This window comes from Paenibacillus sp. Soil522, from assembly GCF_001428245.1.
Taxonomy (GTDB): domain Bacteria; phylum Bacillota; class Bacilli; order Paenibacillales; family Paenibacillaceae; genus Pristimantibacillus.
In genome coordinates, this window is record NZ_LMRV01000078.1 from 1 (window position 1) to 16,933 (window position 16,933).

At 44.4% G+C, this 16,933-nt stretch carries 15 protein-coding genes, 12 tRNA genes and 1 pseudogene; 19 read left to right on the forward strand and 9 right to left on the reverse strand.

What is annotated here, in order from left to right; translation table 11 throughout:
* Nucleotides 1-192 precede the first annotated feature (192 nt).
* From ASG81_RS24610 to ASG81_RS24670, 14 genes are all read left to right on the forward strand, one after another.
* Nucleotides 193-268 (forward strand) — tRNA-Asn (locus tag ASG81_RS24610).
* A gap of 4 nt (nucleotides 269-272) precedes the next feature.
* Nucleotides 273-348 (forward strand) — tRNA-Thr (locus tag ASG81_RS24615).
* A 40-nt stretch (nucleotides 349-388) separates the two neighbouring features.
* Nucleotides 389-463: transfer RNA gene (locus tag ASG81_RS24620), tRNA-Glu, on the forward strand.
* A gap of 35 nt (nucleotides 464-498) precedes the next feature.
* Nucleotides 499-574 (forward strand) — tRNA-Val (locus ASG81_RS24625).
* Between the two features lie 9 nt (nucleotides 575-583).
* Nucleotides 584-658: transfer RNA gene (locus tag ASG81_RS24630), tRNA-Gln, on the forward strand.
* Between the two features lie 10 nt (nucleotides 659-668).
* A tRNA-Lys gene (locus ASG81_RS24635) sits at nucleotides 669-744 on the forward strand.
* 13 nt (nucleotides 745-757) lie between these two features.
* Nucleotides 758-840: transfer RNA gene (locus ASG81_RS24640), tRNA-Leu, on the forward strand.
* A 98-nt stretch (nucleotides 841-938) separates the two neighbouring features.
* Nucleotides 939-1,018: transfer RNA gene (locus ASG81_RS24645), tRNA-Leu, on the forward strand.
* Between the two features lie 246 nt (nucleotides 1,019-1,264).
* Nucleotides 1,265-1,426, forward strand: coding sequence for a hypothetical protein (locus tag ASG81_RS31395; RefSeq protein WP_155971886.1), 162 nt, complete (start codon nucleotides 1,265-1,267; stop codon nucleotides 1,424-1,426).
* A 193-nt stretch (nucleotides 1,427-1,619) separates the two neighbouring features.
* Nucleotides 1,620-2,477 (forward strand): ABC transporter ATP-binding protein, encoded by an 858-nt coding sequence (locus ASG81_RS24650; RefSeq protein ID WP_056640669.1) that lies wholly within the window; start codon nucleotides 1,620-1,622, stop codon nucleotides 2,475-2,477.
* Nucleotides 2,478-2,798: 321 nt separating this feature from the next.
* Nucleotides 2,799-2,873, forward strand: a tRNA-Gly gene (locus ASG81_RS24655).
* 6 nt (nucleotides 2,874-2,879) lie between these two features.
* Nucleotides 2,880-2,956: transfer RNA gene (locus ASG81_RS24660), tRNA-Arg, on the forward strand.
* A 34-nt stretch (nucleotides 2,957-2,990) separates the two neighbouring features.
* A tRNA-Pro gene (locus ASG81_RS24665) sits at nucleotides 2,991-3,067 on the forward strand.
* Nucleotides 3,068-3,086: 19 nt separating this feature from the next.
* A tRNA-Gly gene (locus ASG81_RS24670) sits at nucleotides 3,087-3,160 on the forward strand.
* Between the two features lie 76 nt (nucleotides 3,161-3,236).
* On the opposite strand, the gene ASG81_RS34200 is transcribed toward ASG81_RS24670, so the two are convergent.
* Together ASG81_RS34200 and ASG81_RS24680 are read right to left on the reverse strand one after the other, a co-directional pair.
* Complete coding sequence (locus ASG81_RS34200) at nucleotides 3,237-3,410, reverse strand: hypothetical protein (protein WP_442952960.1); 174 nt, start codon at nucleotides 3,408-3,410, stop codon at nucleotides 3,237-3,239.
* A 317-nt stretch (nucleotides 3,411-3,727) separates the two neighbouring features.
* Nucleotides 3,728-4,348 carry a hypothetical protein gene (locus ASG81_RS24680; protein WP_155971890.1) on the reverse strand — a complete coding sequence of 207 codons (621 nt, stop codon included), beginning with the start codon at nucleotides 4,346-4,348 and terminating at the stop codon, nucleotides 3,728-3,730.
* A 79-nt stretch (nucleotides 4,349-4,427) separates the two neighbouring features.
* Between ASG81_RS24680 and ASG81_RS24685 the strand changes: the two genes are divergently transcribed.
* Nucleotides 4,428-4,835, forward strand: a complete 408-nt coding sequence (locus tag ASG81_RS24685; protein WP_056640683.1) for a TcaA 3rd/4th domain-containing protein — start codon at nucleotides 4,428-4,430, stop codon at nucleotides 4,833-4,835.
* 574 nt (nucleotides 4,836-5,409) lie between these two features.
* Nucleotides 5,410-5,616, forward strand: a complete 207-nt coding sequence (locus ASG81_RS24690) for an alpha/beta-type small acid-soluble spore protein (protein WP_056640687.1) — start codon at nucleotides 5,410-5,412, stop codon at nucleotides 5,614-5,616.
* Nucleotides 5,617-6,344: 728 nt separating this feature from the next.
* Here the strand turns inward: ASG81_RS24690 and ASG81_RS24695 are convergent.
* The 7 genes from ASG81_RS24695 to ASG81_RS24725 form a co-directional block, all read right to left on the reverse strand.
* Nucleotides 6,345-7,211, reverse strand: a complete 867-nt coding sequence (locus tag ASG81_RS24695) for a DUF6454 family protein (protein WP_235549016.1) — start codon at nucleotides 7,209-7,211, stop codon at nucleotides 6,345-6,347.
* A gap of 116 nt (nucleotides 7,212-7,327) precedes the next feature.
* Entirely contained in the window at nucleotides 7,328-8,140 is an 813-nt protein-coding gene (locus tag ASG81_RS24700; RefSeq protein WP_056640695.1) for an inositol monophosphatase family protein, read from the reverse strand.
* Between the two features lie 3 nt (nucleotides 8,141-8,143).
* Nucleotides 8,144-9,199 carry an ABC transporter ATP-binding protein gene (locus ASG81_RS24705; RefSeq protein WP_056640698.1) on the reverse strand — a complete coding sequence of 352 codons (1,056 nt, stop codon included), beginning with the start codon at nucleotides 9,197-9,199 and terminating at the stop codon, nucleotides 8,144-8,146.
* Nucleotides 9,196-10,044, reverse strand: a complete 849-nt coding sequence (locus tag ASG81_RS24710) for a carbohydrate ABC transporter permease (protein WP_056640704.1) — start codon at nucleotides 10,042-10,044, stop codon at nucleotides 9,196-9,198. Before ASG81_RS24710 ends, ASG81_RS24705 begins: the two co-directional genes overlap by 4 nt.
* Before the next feature lie 18 nt (nucleotides 10,045-10,062).
* Complete coding sequence (locus ASG81_RS24715; RefSeq protein ID WP_081417568.1) at nucleotides 10,063-10,977, reverse strand: carbohydrate ABC transporter permease; 915 nt, start codon at nucleotides 10,975-10,977, stop codon at nucleotides 10,063-10,065.
* 64 nt (nucleotides 10,978-11,041) lie between these two features.
* Entirely contained in the window at nucleotides 11,042-12,442 is a 1,401-nt protein-coding gene (locus ASG81_RS24720; RefSeq protein WP_056640707.1) for a sugar ABC transporter substrate-binding protein, read from the reverse strand.
* A gap of 2 nt (nucleotides 12,443-12,444) precedes the next feature.
* Complete coding sequence (locus ASG81_RS24725; RefSeq protein WP_056640710.1) at nucleotides 12,445-13,464, reverse strand: LacI family DNA-binding transcriptional regulator; 1,020 nt, start codon at nucleotides 13,462-13,464, stop codon at nucleotides 12,445-12,447.
* Between the two features lie 316 nt (nucleotides 13,465-13,780).
* On the opposite strand from ASG81_RS24725, the gene ASG81_RS24730 reads away from it, so the two are divergent.
* From ASG81_RS24730 to ASG81_RS31405, 3 genes and pseudogenes are all read left to right on the forward strand, one after another.
* Nucleotides 13,781-14,515, forward strand: coding sequence for a glycerophosphodiester phosphodiesterase (locus tag ASG81_RS24730; RefSeq protein ID WP_056640713.1), 735 nt, complete (start codon nucleotides 13,781-13,783; stop codon nucleotides 14,513-14,515).
* Nucleotides 14,516-15,252: 737 nt separating this feature from the next.
* Entirely contained in the window at nucleotides 15,253-16,056 is an 804-nt protein-coding gene (locus tag ASG81_RS24735; RefSeq protein WP_235549017.1) for an alpha/beta fold hydrolase, read from the forward strand.
* A 605-nt stretch (nucleotides 16,057-16,661) separates the two neighbouring features.
* Nucleotides 16,662-16,933: pseudogene (locus tag ASG81_RS31405) on the forward strand (RsfA family transcriptional regulator); the annotation flags it as partial.

A 16,933-nucleotide genomic window follows, 5' to 3' on the forward strand; every position in this document is an offset into this window, starting at 1 on the left:
GACGAATACTAATCGGTCGAGGGCTTATCCTAAAACGTTTGCCAGGACCCATACATCCGGCAGACAGCAGCTAAAAGGTTCAGCAAACCTATCTTTCGTATCCAGTTTTCAGGGCGCAATTTGCCTTGGTTTTCAACCGCGCCTCTTTGAAGTTGAAGTTCTTTGAGACATTTCAACTCAAAAATACAATGTTCCCTGATAGCTCAGTTGGTAGAGCACTCGACTGTTAATCGAGTTGTCACAGGTTCGAGTCCTGTTCGGGGAGCCATTATGCTCTCATAGCTCAGTAGGTAGAGTGCATCCATGGTAAGGATGAGGTCACCGGTTCGATCCCGGTTGAGAGCTCCAGAACACTTTCAACTGTAAGGACAAGCTTCAATTTAAGTATGGCCCGTTGGTCAAGTGGTTAAGACACCTCCCTTTCACGGAGGTAACAGGGGTTCGAGTCCCCTACGGGTCACCAATTTTCTTTTTGAATGAAAAATCGCCTATACACTTGGACGCTTAGCTCAGCTGGGAGAGCATCTGCCTTACAAGCAGAGGGTCGGCGGTTCGATCCCGTCAGCGTCCACCATATCGCTGCTGGGGATTAGCCAAGCGGTAAGGCAACGGACTTTGACTCCGTCATTCTCAGGTTCGATCCCTGAATCCCCAGCCATTTATATTATGAGTCATTAGCTCAGTTGGTAGAGCACCTGACTTTTAATCAGGGTGTCGTAGGTTCGAATCCTACATGACTCACCATTTTATCTCACATGCGCGTATGGCGGAATTGGCAGACGCACCAGACTTAGGATCTGGCGGGCGACCGTGGGGGTTCAAGTCCCTCTACGCGCACCATCTTTAGCACCCCTAACGGGGAAACGCTCTGTATGTCAACAGAGTATTGTAGGTGGAAGTCCTACAACAAGATATAAGCTTTACCTTCATTACAATATGCGCGTATGGCGGAATTGGCAGACGCACCAGACTTAGGATCTGGCGGGCAACCGTGGGGGTTCAAGTCCCTCTACGCGCATCACAACGACAACACAAGCCTTTAGGATCTTTTGATCTTAAAGGCTTTTTTTCTTTTATGATGCAAGATATCAGACTGCCGCTCCTTATTATAAGCCCGCTGGATCAAACGATCTGGGGTCTTATTCCATTAACGTTAGCTATTATTGATGGCATTAACGTTAGGTTTGGAATTTATTATACGTTGTGAGATTTTCGCGGCATTATTCATTTACGGGTTGAAATGATCCCGGAGTTCTCCTGATTAATGGAACACCCCATAAACACGACAGGATTGGAATTTTACTGGATCGTGACACTGAAACGGTTATGCAGCCGAAAGGGCGTTCAAAAGCTGGAGGGCGGCGTTGAGACGCTCTATTTGGAAGCTGTGCTGACGACCTCGACCCGACCTGATTCTGGCGGATAAATAGACAGCGGAGAAGTGATACGGTCTGAAATGGCTGCGGCATGTCAAATGGATATTCATTGACTTTTTACGTGAGAAACATTATCATTAATAAGTTAATGATAATCGTTATCGTTTTTCGTTGTAAAACGAAATATAAATATTTACATTCAGAATGTGTCTGCCCCGGCAGCGGAAGGAGTGTGCATGTCCAATGATTCGTCTGACAACTTCGAGTCTTGACATTGCTTATGATGACCGTCTTATCGTCCAAAATTTAAACATTGCGATACCTCAAGGGAAAATTACGGCGCTTGTAGGAGCGAACGGTTCCGGCAAATCCACGATTTTGAAGACGATGGCCCGCATTATGAATCCTTCCCAAGGCAGTGTGCTTCTGGACGGCAAATCCATTCATAAACAATCAACGAAGGAAGTAGCGAAGCAGCTGGCGATTTTACCGCAAAATCCTACAGCTCCAGACGGACTATCGGTTGCCGAGCTAGTATCATACGGACGTTTCCCTTACCAGAAGGGCTTTGGTTCGATGAGCAAGGATGACCACAGCATTGTGCAGTGGGCAATCGAAGCGACGGGCATGACTGATTTTGCAGATCGTCCGGTAGATCATCTGTCTGGCGGACAGCGTCAACGCGCGTGGATTGCGATGGCACTGGCGCAGGAAACCGATATTCTATTCCTTGATGAGCCAACGACGTTCCTAGATATGGCGCATCAGCTGGAGGTTCTTCATTTGCTTCAAAAGCTGAACGCAAGCAATAACCGCACGGTCGTTATGGTTGTCCATGATTTGAACCATGCAACGCGCTACGCACATCATATGATCGCAATTAAGACAGGGGTCGTAGTTGGCGAAGGTACGCCGGCAGAGGTTATGACACCGGATATCATGCGCGAGGTATTTAATATCGAAGCAGATATCGTGCCTGATCCGCGGACAGGCGTTCCTCTTTGCCTGCCATATGCGCTGGCCGGCCAGCCGGCTGCTGACAAGGTAGCAATGAACAGCCGCGCCAAACAAGAGCAGACTTTAACGGCTGCAGGAGCATAGATCCTTTACCGTAGAAAAACGCATTTCTCAGGGAATGCGTTTTTTTAATTTATTTAGCTGAATTTTTTTAAGCCGAACGGCAATAATTTTCTCGCTGCCTGTTAAAAAACCAATTTTCTAAAAAGTAGATTCATATGGTGTGAAATTGGGAAAACCCGCACCACTACTGCGTTTTTTTGCGATTGAACAGCAGTTTTTTATGGCTCTTAGAAATAACATAAAACTTTTTTGTAAAAACAGTTGCTTTTTCTTTTCAGGGGTGATATATTATTACTTGTCGCCGCGTTGTTAAACAAAACGAACGGCTAACATGAATAGCATGCGGAAGTGGCTCAGCGGTAGAGCATCGCCTTGCCAAGGCGAGGGTCGCGGGTTCGATTCCCGTCTTCCGCTCCAAAATGTGTGCCCTTAGCTCAGCTGGATAGAGCGTTTGACTACGAATCAAAAGGCCAGGAGTTCGAATCTCTTAGGGCACGCCATTATCGCTTCATTAGATGCACTTTATTTACACTTCGGGACGTAGCTCAGCTTGGTAGAGCACCTGGTTTGGGACCAGGGGGTCGCATGTTCAAATCGTGTCGTCCCGACCATCTTTAAGAATTGTTTTATGCGGGTGTAGTTCAATGGTAGAACTTTAGCCTTCCAAGCTAATAGCGTGGGTTCGATTCCCATCACCCGCTCCAAAATTTTAAAAGCCAAAGCCTTGATTATCAAGGTTTTTTTTGTTTTCTTCTTTTCGACAAATGAATAGTGCTGCCCCTAGTTTGGGGCAAATTTTATTTGTTTGGGGTTGAGGGACTCCAAACGATCGGCAGCATCTCTGCTGATGAGTTCAGATTCATGCGTATAAATGTCGGCTGTAGTGCCGATCTTGGTATGACGAAGACGTTCTTGTATCTGCTTCAGATCAGCGCCGCTCTCACGCAGCAGCATAGCGGTTGTATGGCGCAGATCATGTAATCGGGGATATGTGGGAGCTCTCTGCCGCTTAGGAAGCGTCTCCAGGTCAATGAGGGCGTGTTAGGGTAATACATCTCACCCTTGCCTGAATGAAACACATACTGCTTTGATCCACCGAGCCATTTTTTACATAACAGTTTTTCTTTTCATGGTGATACTTCTTCAGAGAGTCCATGTACCATTTAGGCATAGGGATGTATCCTTCAGATTCCTCCGTCTTTAATTCATCTCCAACTGCATGTCCATCTTCATCAAATGTTATTTGTTTTTCAATAAATAACCCGCCTGCTTCAAAGCCCCCATTCCACAGCCAGTATTTCGCCGCGTCTAAAGCCTCCAAGCAATACACCGAGGTAGTACAGCCTCCAGCGCTCAGGAAGATCATAGAGGGCTATGATGACCGCCTGAGACTCTGCACGGGTATAAGCCTTCTTACGTTGCTTCATTTGACGTTTCTCTTGTTTGCCGACTGTGGGGCGGTCTACGCCTTCCATTGGATTAGAAGCAATGAGTTTCCATTTTGCAGCTGAGTCAAACAAACTTTTCATCGCCTTATAGATATTGTTTTTTGTATTAGTGGCCATAGGTTTGCCGTCTTTTCGCTTTAGCTCCGCGAAGAAGTTAACGAGGTGAAGCGGTTTAATCCGGTCAATTCGTGTATCACCGAATGCAGGTTGGATATAAATCTTAAAAATGTTATTAGTCATGAAACGGGTGTACTTCCCCATATTTTGGTCTGCGTACCCTTTCTTCCACTGGGGAATAAATTCGTCAAGGGTTAATTTGTCCTTTTTGATGAATTCACCGTTTTCTACCTTATCAACAAAAAGGGCGAGTTCTCGATCTAAGTATTGCTTTGTTTTCCGTTCAGACTTCGCAATATCATCTGGTATCTCTAGAGGTAAGTAAATACACGAATGACGTGAAAGAGCTTCGAATTAGTGGCGAAATCCCTTATAAAATACGAAGTCTAAAGAGTCAGATAAGTATGTGTTGTTACCGAACGAAACAATGATTAACGTTGATGTTGATCCCAATGCAAAGTTGAAGATTAATGGTAAAGACTTTAAAATTGCTGATTTTCAGAAGCCTTTTTTACCCGGAAGCTATGAACTTCAAGCTACAAGAGAATATCCATGGACTTCGATGATCGAGACCCAAACGGTAATAATAGGGAACGAGCCTAAGACGGATGTGACGGCTACACTCATGTATGATGCAGACGGAAATCCCTACATGGTATTAGAGGGAGTGGTTCAGTTTCATCGCTTAAAGACTGATTATATCTGTGAGAAAGAGATTGTTAAAGATATGTCAATCAAAGTCCTTTACGCTGAGGATCAAGAAATGGAAGGTGAATCAATTAAACGAAAAATCTACTGTTCTTTCCGATCTTAATGAGGAAGGAAAGTACGTTATTACACCAGTCAATTGATTTTTATCATAGGGGAGAAGTTAAAATGGATGAAGAGGATTCAGGCGGTTCCTGCTTCGCGGCTTGCCAAAAGTAAGCCTAGAAGTCGGGTGGCTTTCGCTTGCCCATAATCTACTTAAGCAAGCAGCCATAGACCAGAATAGAAAAATAGCGGTACAGGAATAGCACTCTGTACCGCTATTTTTTCATGTTTCCCAATATTCCTGATCAAAGCGAGCTATCTTTCCAGCGATCTTACTACTTTTGAGACAGCCCCATTTATTGTCGCTTGGGATTTTTCACGGGACTCGCAAGGAAGAAAAAGACCTCTGGGGTATTGCTTAAATATGATGGTTTTCTTCGTTCCTTTGTCTCTCCGTAACCACCATATTTTATGGAGCAGAGGGGAACCATGATCACTTGGCTATCGCTTCCTTTCATCATCGTTCCAAAAGCAGTTTAGGAAAAAAAAGAGTTCAAAATTTCTCCAAAAATTAAGGTATAAAAATCAAATCAATCCACAAAATAACTTCACATCCAACTAGGGAGTGAACATACATGAGCAGAAAAAGTTTAGTCGTTCCACAGGCACAAGCAGCACTTGACCAAATGAAATATGAGGTAGCACAACAGTTTGGAATTCAATGGTCTCCAGATGGTTACAATGGGAATATGACTACTCGTGATGCAGGTACTATTGGTGGAAACATCACAAGAGCTTTAATTCAAATTGCAGAACAATCCCTTATGGCAAAGCACCGATAAATAAAGGTTCCGTGGAAAAGATCCTCGGGACCTTTTTTTGTGTTCAGATTTAGTTCAGAGAGCTATCATAGATAGGAAACGCTTAAATAATGAATTTAACAAAATGAATAGTTATCCAAAGTCAGCTCCTGTTTCTTGGGGGGCTCATTTTTTGCTCGACTTTCGATAATTCACTATTCATTATGTTACGTTGAAGATTAGCCGCGGGGAACCTTATCATAAGTGAGGCGAAATTTTTGACCTTAACCGCGCAAGGGGCGTGGAAACTTGCCTCAGAGGGGGAGGGTGGGGTGAGGCCACTCAGGGGGAGATCACCGTTTAGGCGACCCGTCATCTAGTCATTTTAATCATCTTCACAATCACACTCAAGATGGCTATTCACCAAATGAACCCCATTTTTTTATACTCATCTTTTTCATATTCATTGAGCAAAGGATGGTGCGGAGATCGTATGGTCTGAAACCCAGCTTAGCATGAAGGTATCGGCGCTACCCATAAGCAAAAAAAGAAACAATTCCAAAAAAATCGACCACGTTTACTGAAAAGATTGAATTCTTTGGATATCGTCCGCTTTCCTATCTTAACAGAAGTGACCTTCCTCCTCGGAAGCGACTATTCGCCATTGTACGCGGTTTCGACTTACTTAAGGTACTTAAGGTGCCGCGGCGCCTGTTTGTCAATGTGGTACAGGAAAATTCACCTTGCTGGCCATGAGTCATACTGCAAGATTATATTTTATTATTCAAATTGTTTGTTTCATATATCAGCATAGATCCGTGATCGTCATCCGGTACAGCATAAAGCCGTATCTCTTGCCCAGCGTTCTCCACGAACACCGGATTACGAGTAATCACGTGTCCTTGCGGAGAAAACTCAGTAATGGGTGCTTCATGAATCGTATCCAACGTTTTCATGTCTATCATGGCTAATCCACCCAACTCGTACGGTTTAGAATTGCGGCCTGCAGGATTGGGCAGCTCAGAGATACCGCTCAAAATCATTTTCCCCTCGCCTACATAATGACCGTCTTGATAATCCACAAAGTGACTCGAGTTTTCTTTAACAAGCAGCAGCAGCCCCTTTTGGTTCCATACATAGAACTTACGTGAACCCCAGCTGTTACCGATTAGCTTTCCATTTTGATTGTCACGGACCAATCCTCCGATATGATCATGGACTCGAAACGATTCTTCTGCATTCATAGACTTCGGATCAACTTTGTAAACAATAGATTGGCTGTTGGGTCGGTATTCGGCGACAGGTACCCAAATATTATTACCATCGAAATCAATGCCGCCTGGATGATAGATGTCCCCTTCACCCAAGAGCATATCATTCAAAAGCTTCCCCTGTATATCAAAGACAAACAGGTGACCGATTCCCTTTCCAGGAGTACGATCATAACCATGCTGGGGTTGGTCATCTTTAACTGGCTTTTCGATAAGTTCAACCGAGGACATATAAAAGAGGTCCCCGATTCGAACCATTCCTTGTGAGTGGTAGTTGTTAAATTGTAAATCAATCTTATCTTTTTGCTCCCATTTCGTGTTGCGTGTAAGATTTCGGAACTGAGCGATGAGTTTCTGGTTATCCATATGTGCTTGTCCTTTCACAGATAGACTGGGGTTTATTGATTTGCGCGATTGTTTCTCGATATTTCAAAAAATTAATCCTTACAGTTTACTAATGTATTTTTCAACAAGGAAACCCCTTAAAGTTGTATCCCGGATAGAAATTCAGAATGAATATTTCCGTTCGAAGCAACCAGTGTGTCATGATGCAGTTGATAAGCATTACCGTGATGATCGGTTACTTGGCCTCCTGCTTCACGAACAATCAACACACCAGCCGAAGTATCCCAGGGATGCAGCCCGCTATGCCAGAAGCCGGTAAGCCTCCCCATGGCGACCCAGCATAAATCGAGACTGGCTGCCCCGTTCATCCGCAGATTGCGGCAGTTCCCCGCCAGCTTGTCCATCTGCTTCAAAAGATGAGAATTAGGTCCCCATTCCTCTGCCTGGAAGCCTGCGGCAAGCAAGGATTCTCCTAATCGAGTTTCTTTCCCCGCCTGGATGGGTGCCCCGTTGCGGAAAGCTCCAAAATGTTTTCTGGCATGGAACAATTCCTCCGTCAGCGGGTTATAAACGACGCCGATGATTGGCTCCTGATCCCGAACAATGCCTATCGATACGGCAAAATGGGGAACCTCATGAATAAAATTGGTAGTCCCGTCGATCGGATCAATAATCCAGCCCAGGCCGGATCCCTTTTTCTGCAAGGCTTCATAAGAGTTCAACGTACCGTTATCTTCTTCCGACAAGATCCAATGGTCGCTGTAATCCTTTAAAATTTGACTCCGCAGCAATGATTCGCTTAACATATCCACTTTGGTTACTAAATCGGAGACGTTCTTTTTCTCTTGGATGTCTCCTAGATTGCCTACTCGCCCACGAATGAGATCCCCTGCTTGTTTGGCATACGCTACGGCTGACTGTAGTAAGGTTTCTTCATTTGCATGATTCATTATTCATACATCCTTTACGCAAATGTCTCGGTTCAGGCTCTGTCCGGAGGATTTATCGAATACGGCGATGGATTCGATATCGGCCGAACATACAATGGGCGTTCCCCGTTCTGCTTGATAATTAGGCTCTGCAAATAAACGGACCAGGGCATCCCCGATTTTCAAACTGACAAGGGAAGAGTGTCCAAGAGGTTCTACCAAGCTGATCATACCGTTGAAAACGAGATTCCCACTATCGCCAAGTTTGAGATCATAGGGACGAATCCCTATGCAGCTGGTTTGTTTTTGTTCCATAAAATGATAGTTATCACCGTTTTTAATCAGGTTTCCTTCCAAGAAGTTCATGGGCGGCGTCCCAATAAATTGAGCTACAAAAAGATTGGTTGCGTGGTTGTACAGCTCCATAGGCGTGCTGAACTGGATAAGCCGCCCGTCTTTCATGACGGCAACACGGTCTGCAATTGTCATTGCTTCTTCCTGATCATGCGTAACCATAACGGTAGTAATGCCGATTTCCTTTTGAAGCTGGCGGATTTCCTCGCGCATTTCAATTTTCATACGGGCATCCAGATTAGACAGAGGTTCATCGAGCAAAAGCAACCGGGGCTTTTTCACAATAGCCCTGGCAAGCGCTACGCGCTGCTGTTGCCCGCCCGATAGTTCGCTCGGCTTGCGGGCTAATAAATGACCTAGCTGCACCTGCTCCGCAGCTTCCTTCGCACGGACGATTCGTTCGGCTTTGGCAACCTTCATCTGCTTTAACGGAAACATAATATTCTCAAGCACAGTCATATGAGGGTATAGCGCATAGCTTTGAAAGACCATCCCGATATTCCGGTCCTTTGGCTCTACCATATTCACAGGCTGACTATCAAAATAAATCGTCCCGCCGGTTGGTTGGTAGATTCCCGCCAGCATTAGCATGGTGGTGGATTTCCCGCAACCGCTCGGACCCAGCAGGGCAACGAATTCCCCGTCTTCAATGGTCATACTCAGATCATCAACCGCATTGGTTTGTTTATTGAAAGATTTCATTACATGTTTCATCTCGATTTTCATACGCGTTTTCCTCCTCCTGCGCTTATTTGCATTAAAGATTGTTGTGTAAGGACGAAGAACAACAGAACCGGAACCATATAGAAGAGGGAAACGGCACTAAGAAGTCCATAATTGATCATGTTGGGATTACTCATCAATTTTTGCAGATAGGCCGCCAGCGTTATATTTTCATCGCTCAAAATAAAGGTGTACAGGAGCAGGAACTCCGACCAGCCGGATAAAAAAGAGAAAATACTGACCGCGGCGATCCCCGGCTTAATTAACGGAATGACAATGGTGTACCATACCTTAAAACGATTGCAGCCATCGATTAAACCCGCCCATTCGACATCCCAGGAAACATCATCGAAAAATCCTTTAATAATCCAAGCTGTCATCGGAATTTGGAGAGCCGTCTTGACAAGTATGACCCCCCAGAGAGAGTCAAATAAACCTAAGAAATTCAAAATATAATAGACAGCAATTAATAGCGCCACACTAGGAAAAGCATGAAGCATCATCGTTGTTTTCAGCAGTCCCTGGCGGCCTGGAAAGTTCAAACGGGAAAGGGCGTACCCCGCCATAATCCCGATCACGACTTCCAAAACAGTCAGTGTGCCTGCAAATAGCAAGGAATTGAAAGTAGCTGTCCAGATACTAGGTAAAGCGGATCCGTTTATCACTACATCAGACCAAATAAATCTCCAGTTCTCCAAAGTAAATTCAACCGGAATAACGCCGTATTTCATCTTTTGTGCGAAGGAATTTAACAATAGCCATATATACATCAAGATAATAGGCAGGGTGACAATCCCCAAAACCCCGTAAGCGGCGATAGAAGGTAAACGTCTTCTTTGAGTACTCAATTTTAGGCCTCCTTTCCGTTATTCAATCCGCGATGCCTTAATCATCTTGCTCATTCCGAATACTTTCCAGAAAATGAAAGAGAAGAGCAGAGCAACGAGTACAAGCACCAGAGCAACAGCCGAGCCATAGCCGTATTCGAAGTTTTGGAAGGCTTTATGGTAGGAATATAAGGCCAAGACTTCGGTTTCAAATAATGGGCCGCCTTTGGTCAGCAATAAAATATATTCATAAGAAGTCAGCAGGGACATGATTTGCCATAAAGTGACAAACATAAGAGGCCAGCGAACAGCGGGAATAATGAGATCTGCAATGATAGAGCGGTGAGATGCGCCGTCCACTCTTGCCGCCATAAACAAGTCTCCAGGGATGGATTTAATGGCGGATGAAAAGATAATCATCCCGTAGGAAGCTCCTATGAGGCCATTTGCCAAGATAACGGCCGTCATCGGGTTTTCCGCCAGAAATTTTTCCGGAGGCAGATCGAAAAGCGATCTTAAACTGTTCAATACCCCGTATTCACTCGGATCGAAAAACCACAGCCAGATCAATACATAAACGACCGGCGGTGAAATCCTCGGCAGCATCCAAATTGTCCGGACGGCTAGCCCTACCGTTTCTTTTTTAATAAAGTACGTTGTCAAGAGGGCGAGAGCCAAACCCAAAAACACATTAATCAAAAGCGTAAAAGACACATAAATAACGGTATTTTTAATAATTTCAAAAATATGTGGGTCGGATAACATTTTATTAAAATTCGCCAATCCGTTAAAATCCCAGCGCATGGCAGAATCCATATTTGTAAAAGCTAGAATTGTGATCAACACAACAGGTAAAAAAAAGAAAATAGTGATGAGCAGGACGAACGGTCCCAGCATCACTGAAGGTAAACCCCATTTGCGCAAAATCATGGTTATGCGATTCGATTTTTCCATGTTGACCCCCCCTTTGAAAAGTTATACCCGGCAGTTGCTCTACCGGGTACAACGTTAAGGTTATTTATTGTACGATTTTCAGCTGATCGCCAAGATCGTTCTTTAATTGAGCTTCCAGATCCTTCATAGCTGCATCAGGTGTCTGCTTTCCAAGCTCTACGGCTTGAATGGCCTTGAATACGGCAGTACTGTATTTGCTGAATCCTTCGTGGTTTGGCAGGAAGGTTGTATATTCGGACATATAAGCGACTTTGCCTAAAGTGATGTCAGCTTTGAAAGTTGCATCGTCTGCTCCGCCTTTAGTAACCGGCAGGTGGTAGGTTTTTACGTTATGTTCGGTTTGAAGCTTAGGATCAGCAACTAGTTCCAGCAGTCGGGTAACTAACTCTGGATTCTTGGTTTGAGCGGAGACTGTATAAACGAATGGGTGGGATAAGGTAACCGGTTTTCCACCTTTTTCAGCAGCAGGGATCAGCATCATACCCAGATGGTCATTTACCCATTTCACATCGACTTTACCCAACTGGTCATGGAAGCTGTCCGAGACCCAGTTATTCACATTCCATACCCCACCGTAATAGAAAAGAGTTTTCTCGTTTACAACTGTCTTATGAACGCTTGTCCATTCCATGGTCGTCAGGTTATCGGGGATCAATTTTTTCTGAGCGATATCATAGTAGTATTGAAATTGTTTGGCGACTGCTTTCTTATCCAATACTAGCTTATTGTCAGCCGGGTCATAAAGCTTGGCACCGAAGTTATAAGCAAGCGCCTGGAAATCCGGTCCGTCGACTGGACGGTGCACGATGCCAAACTCCGCCGCGCCTTTAGTTTTAGCTTCTTGGGCCAATTGGGTCATATCCTGAAGAGTAAACTCCCCTTTTTTGACCTTTTCCGGTAAATCGTTGATTTGTTGGTCAGTCCAGCCCAGTTTCTTCAATATACCCTTGTTATAGAAGACAGGGCGGGCTTCGGTATCCTGTGGAGCAGCCCATACTTTTCCTTTGAAGGTTACGGATTCCCAAAGTACAGGGAAAAGATCCGAGTAAGCTTTGGATTGCTTCAAGCTATCAAGCGGCATAATATAGTTGCCATCCGCAAGCATGCCGACATACTCATGGCCAATTGCGTAAATGTCAGGTGCTTTTTTCGATTGCGAAGCCAGCATGAACTGCTTCACATAATCCGCCCAGCTGCCGTCAAAAGACTTGGTTTCCATTTTGACTTCGATATTTTTCCCTTGGGATTTTAATTCTTCATTTAATTTCAGTGATGCCTGAACCAGATTGTCCACACGAGTTTTTTCAATGCCCGCCGTCTGTGCGGTTAAAGTTACGACCTCAGGAGTAGAGGTTGTGCTTGCATCTGTACTGGCAGTTGGTTTCACTTCCGCTTTCGCGCAACCAGCAAGAACGATAGAGCAAACCAACAATGTCGATAAAACACCTTTCATTGCTTTTTTCATGATTAATCCTCCAATATTTTTGTTTTTGTAGAATTTCTGATTTTAAGCTCAGGAGAAAACATCTGCATTTTGGTCTGTCTGGTATTTCCATGTATCCATTCGTCAAGCATCAATACCGCCTCATGGCCCATTCTTGTTTTGGCGCTGTGCACGGTAGTTAACGATGGGTTGGACATCGCGGCATAATCAATATCGTCAAACCCGACGACTGCAATGTCTTTGGGAACCTGCATTCCTTTTTCATAAATGGCTTTGATGGCTCCCAGTGCAATCATATCGTTAGTTGCAAAAATGGCTTGCAAATTATGGGATCGTTCCCATATGGATTGAAAAGCTTTATAGCCTTCTTCAAATTGCGAAGAATCAGCATAGTAAATACGATTTTCATCTACTTCATAACCGTTTTGGCTATATGTCTTCCGAAACCCTTTTAACCTTAAAAAGTGACTGCGGTGCTCCTGGGGACCGGCGAAGACGGCAATTCTTGTCAATCCGAGAGACAGCATATGTTCGGCTGCCAGCTCTCCTCCCCGCTCATCGTCATTGACGAGGTGAATCACGTCACTGTCATCGGATGTTCCGTTAACCATAACAAACGGAATTTGAGAGCTCTTAAAATAATCGACCAATTCTTGATTGAGCCGGCTTATCAGTATAAGCCCGTCCACCCGTTTCTCTAGCAAAAAATCCGCTGACTTGCTGGTTATTTCTTTATCCGTCATGACGAATATCGAGTACCCTAATTCCGAAGCCTTTTCCAGAATTGCGTCCAATATTTTCCCGTAGAATGGATGGGAGGCAATCGGATGATGCTGGCGGTAAATAATAACGCCAATATTTTTGGTGTGGCGGGAAACCATAGCGCGGGCTACAGCATTGGGTTTGTACTGTAGTTTCTCAATTGCAGTAAGTACTTTTTCACGGGCCGCCGGACTTACATAGCCTGAATTGGAAATCACGCGCGAAACCGTTGACTTCGATACCCCCGAAATATTTGCAATGTCAATGATCGTGTAATTCAATCAATAAATCACCTCTTCCTATATGTGGGAAGGTTCCCACGCCGATCGATTTATTTTTTTAAAATTGTTTATAAGGTTATTTTAATGCTGAATTATTTGATGAAAATTAATTGTACGTGTAGATATCGTAAATTGTTCTAAGTCGTCGATAGTAATAATATGAGGAAGAGTATCATAAGTGAGGTGGAATTTTTACATTACCCTGATTGAGATTTAACAATAGCTTGTTAGGATAATAATGAACAACGGTGGGACCGTTCCCATCTAAATAGAAGAGGTTAAACGCTAATAATATTGAAGGTACGGTGGTAAATAAATGAGATGGCCTTTGATCACAGCCCACACGGGCTGCTTGAATACTCCTCCGAATTCCATACCCTCCGTGCTTGCAGGTTTGAAGGCGGGAGCAGACCTAATTGAAGTCGATGTAAGAGCAACGAAAGATGGGATTGTTATTTTGCTCCATGATGAACATGTATTTACTACAGCTTACGGAAGCAGGAGGGTAAGGGATTTGACCTTTGAGGAATTGAAGAGTCTGGCAGTGAACGAAGAGATAATCCTGTTGGAAGACGTTTTACCGCTGATCCGTGAATCCAATCGGATCATCAATCTCGATGTGAAGGAAGATAGCGCTGTCGGCCCGATGATCGAAACCGTCGAAAAATATAATATGAGGGATTATGCGATTATCAGCGGATGTGAAAAAGAACGGGCAGCTTATGTCAAGGAAAATCATCGTCTGTATCAAGTAGTGCTAAATGCAAGCGCACGCCTGTTTGAAACCTGCGGAGCAGATTATGATACCTTTGTCAGGGAGACGTGCGGACATGCCATTTCTGCTTCGTGCAGCGGAATCAACATCAATTATCGCTTCTGCCGGGAACAATTATTGGATTATGCCGGACGCCGTTGTTTGCCTGTTTTAGTCTGGACGGTTGATGAGACCCATGTGATGGAAAAGTATTTGGACATGGGGGTACACTCCATTACCAGCAATGAAGTCCTGACCCTGATGCAACTAAGAGAGAACCGAAGAGCAGGACGATGAAAGGATTTGAACCACTTAATGCGGGGTAGCAAATTAGTGTAGGTAACAAACCCTGCAATAAGCTTGCCGTATTGTCGGTTTATTTGAACGATTTGTTTGATTTTACGGGGTATATTTGATGAGAAATAAGCAAACATCCTGGATTTCACCAATAGGGGTCATCAGTCTATCTCAATGGCTGGTTGGATGGGCTGGTTTAACTTTGATCGACGAGGAACCGCCGTGCTGCATTATAACCTGGCTAATGTCGTCAGGAACGAGGCAGATACGTGTCCGCTAATGCTTAGCGTATAAAACCGTTAAAATGTTGACTCTCTCCCCGTTCATCGGTAGAACCTACTGTACCGGCGAAAGATTCAATAGTGAAGTTATTTGTGAAATGGAAAGAGTATTCAGAATGGGTTGAATTAAACCTGTGACGGACTAAGGTACCAAAATAGACCGTGGAGGCCAAAAGATAAAAGTGTTTCCTTGGTTTATCCTTTGCTTCCTATGCGCTTCATTGATCAATACGCTTGGCTCTTTCGATAATATCGAACGCCGTTTGGAAATCTATAAGAATTGGATTCGACCTAACTCCTCCAACATCGAAAATCCGAATATTACGACGATTTTATCAGGGCACCCATATTTAGGAAATGGGTCTGCTGCGATATTCCCCCTGCTAAAAGCATTTTTGTTGAATAGTTATAGAAATAAACAGGAATGCACCGACAAGGAGGAGTCCTATGCCTTACATGGAAGTTGCGAGGGGTGTCAAGCTCTACTACGAGGACTGGGGAGCAGGCCCGGTCGTTATATTTGTTCATGGCTGGACGTTGAGTCACGAGTTCTGGTCTTATCAAACCCTGAAGCTGCCGCCCAGAATGCGCACAATCATGTATGACCTGAGGGGGCACGGGATGTCGGATAAGCCTTTCAGCAGCTACTCCTATCAAGAGTATGCATATGACCTGCTGCACTTGATAGTGGGACTCAATCTGCGGAATGTAACTCTGGTAGGCTACTCAATGGGTGCGAGCATTTGCACGGAGTACCTGAGACTGTTCGGGACGGAGCGAATTGCCGGCTTTGTGTCGGTAGGCGGGGCAATCCCGAAATACGTCAAGAGTCCCGATTGGCCCTACGGTCTTCCGCCTAATACCATTCAAGCCTGGTTTGACGATTTGCACAGACGGCGGCCTGAATGGCAGGAGGAGCTTTCAAATCATATTTTTGTGAACCCCACAGTCGGCAGTGCAACCAAACGCTGGATATGGACCATCGGCATGCAATCATCGTTCCCAGCGGCGGTAGGCAGCCTGATCACCTTACAGAACACGGATTTTCGGGCGTTCATTCCCTATATCGGTATCCCTTTCGCACTCTTTCAGGGGGCAAAGGATGATATCACCTTACCGGAGGCTACACAGTGGATCCATGCTCACAACCCCCGATCCAAGTTGATTATGTTTGAAGAGAGCGGCCACACTCCCTGTATCGAAGAAATTGATAAATTTAATGCGGAGCTTACCAAATTCGTGTTCTCACTGACTACTTGAACCCCAAAAAAGAGTATAGACCGCTGAGAGCAGCCTATACTCCTATCCTTCCACTCTCGGCTTACCCGGGTCGCAGTGCGGTTAGACAACAGGATAGACGGGTACTAGCTCAATAATCCAAACCGACAGGCTGCCGTGCGCCTTTGCTGCACTAACGTGTAGATAGTGGAGGAGCTTGCTTTACTGCAGCTCCTTTTTTTCATTCGTCAGTACCAAACAAATTTCTAAACGGTTCGGAAACATATTTCGAGTACGCATTTAGAGTGGAATAAAATCAATGGTAGCTGCAATCTNACGCAATTAATTCCATAATCTGTGGTGTCGCGTGAGCGACATGGATGGCTAACGGGTACGATAGTGGAGGAGCTTGCTTTACTGCAGCTCCTTTTTTTTTCATTCGTCAGTACCAAACAAATTTCTAAACGGTTCGGAWACATATTTCGAGTACGCATTTAGAGTGGAATAAAATCAATGGTAGCTGCAATCTATATATTTTTTAGAATTGGGGAGTTTTTTATTACATATTTAARTATGTAAGTGAAAAACCGCATAAATATAGGAGRACAGGAAAGAATGGCTATTAAAAATCAAAATGGGGTGATAGCATGCAAGAAGCTCGAAAAGATGGGTGGAAGTCTGATGAAGATCATTTACTAGCAGAGATCGTCCTAAGACATATTCGCGAAAAAAGTTCACAGCTAGTAGCATTTAATGAAGCTGCACAACTATTAGGAAGGACAGAAAGTGCATGTGGYTTTAGATGGAACTCCMAAATACGTAAACAATACGTATCGGAAGTTGAAGCAGCCAAACAAGAACGAAAGCAAAGCTCCTACGCTAAACAGGTAACGCAACAGATAAAAGTTTCCACTATTGA